The following is an 859-nucleotide window of genomic DNA, read 5'->3' as shown; positions in this document are numbered from 1 at the left end:
CCTGCCGGAAGCGCGTGGCTCCAACCCCGACCGGATCGAACACCCAGGGCCTGCCGGCCGCGTTCATCGCGGCTGCCGCCTCTTCCATCGCGGCGCCCCAGACGGGATCGGCAGTTCCGATGTTCACGGTCAGCGCCTGCGCGAGGGCGGAGAATTCCGCCGCTTCCTCGCGCGCATGCACCATGGCGGGCGAGGCGCCGACGGCCAGCAGCACATTCGCCATCACGTTCATGGCAACGAAATTGGTTATGTTGTGCACAAGCGGCGCGGCTTGCCGCATGCGCGCGAGATACGCCCCGGTTTCGTCCATCGCTCTTCCCTCTCGAGCGAGGGAGCAGCGACGCTTGCGGCACACCAGCCACGCCCCGAGGGCAGCGCATCGCGGAACTCCCTACGCCAGCATGATCTGGTTCAGGTTCGAAGGGTGCTTCTCAGCCCGCGATGATCCGCAGACGCCCCTGTCCGATGTCGCGAGTTTGGTTTTTGGCGTGGGCAATGTCAATCCGTGTGCTCTCGATCTTTGCAACACGGTCAGGACATGGATGCGCGCTGTCCCAACCTCCCCGGTGGTCCCAACCCTGTCCCAACCTCCCGAGGGGGTTGGGGACACGAAAAACCGTTCAAAAACAACGGTGTCCCCAACCTCACCCCGTGGTCCCAACCTTTTGCTACACATTCATGTGGGAGAACGGAAAAGGTCGGGAACATGTTTTTCTATACGAAAAGAGAAGGACCCCCGTTGGGGACACCGAGGTTGGGACCACATCCGTTCAAGCTATTGGAATAACGAGATAAACGGCTGTCCCAACCCCCTCGAAGGTTGGGACCACGCGTTCGGAGGTTGGGACCGGGACGGGCC

The 859-nt window shown here is 62.4% G+C and carries 1 protein-coding gene and 1 riboswitch; the gene reads right to left on the bottom strand.

Translation table 11 applies throughout. The features are described from left to right. The coding region (locus tag ACK4HN_RS11900) for a hydroxyethylthiazole kinase (RefSeq protein ID WP_409877764.1) at window positions 1-310 on the bottom strand (310 nt) is incomplete at its 3' end. A 60-nt stretch (window positions 311-370) separates the two neighbouring features. Further along, window positions 371-470: riboswitch (TPP riboswitch) on the bottom strand. Between the last annotated feature and the right edge of the window lie 389 nt (window positions 471-859).

Source organism: Thermosynechococcus sp. (genome assembly GCF_046299655.1).
In the GTDB taxonomy this organism is placed as follows: domain Bacteria; phylum Cyanobacteriota; class Cyanobacteriia; order Thermosynechococcales; family Thermosynechococcaceae; genus Thermosynechococcus.
This window is presented reverse-complemented; position numbering and strand designations above follow the sequence as displayed.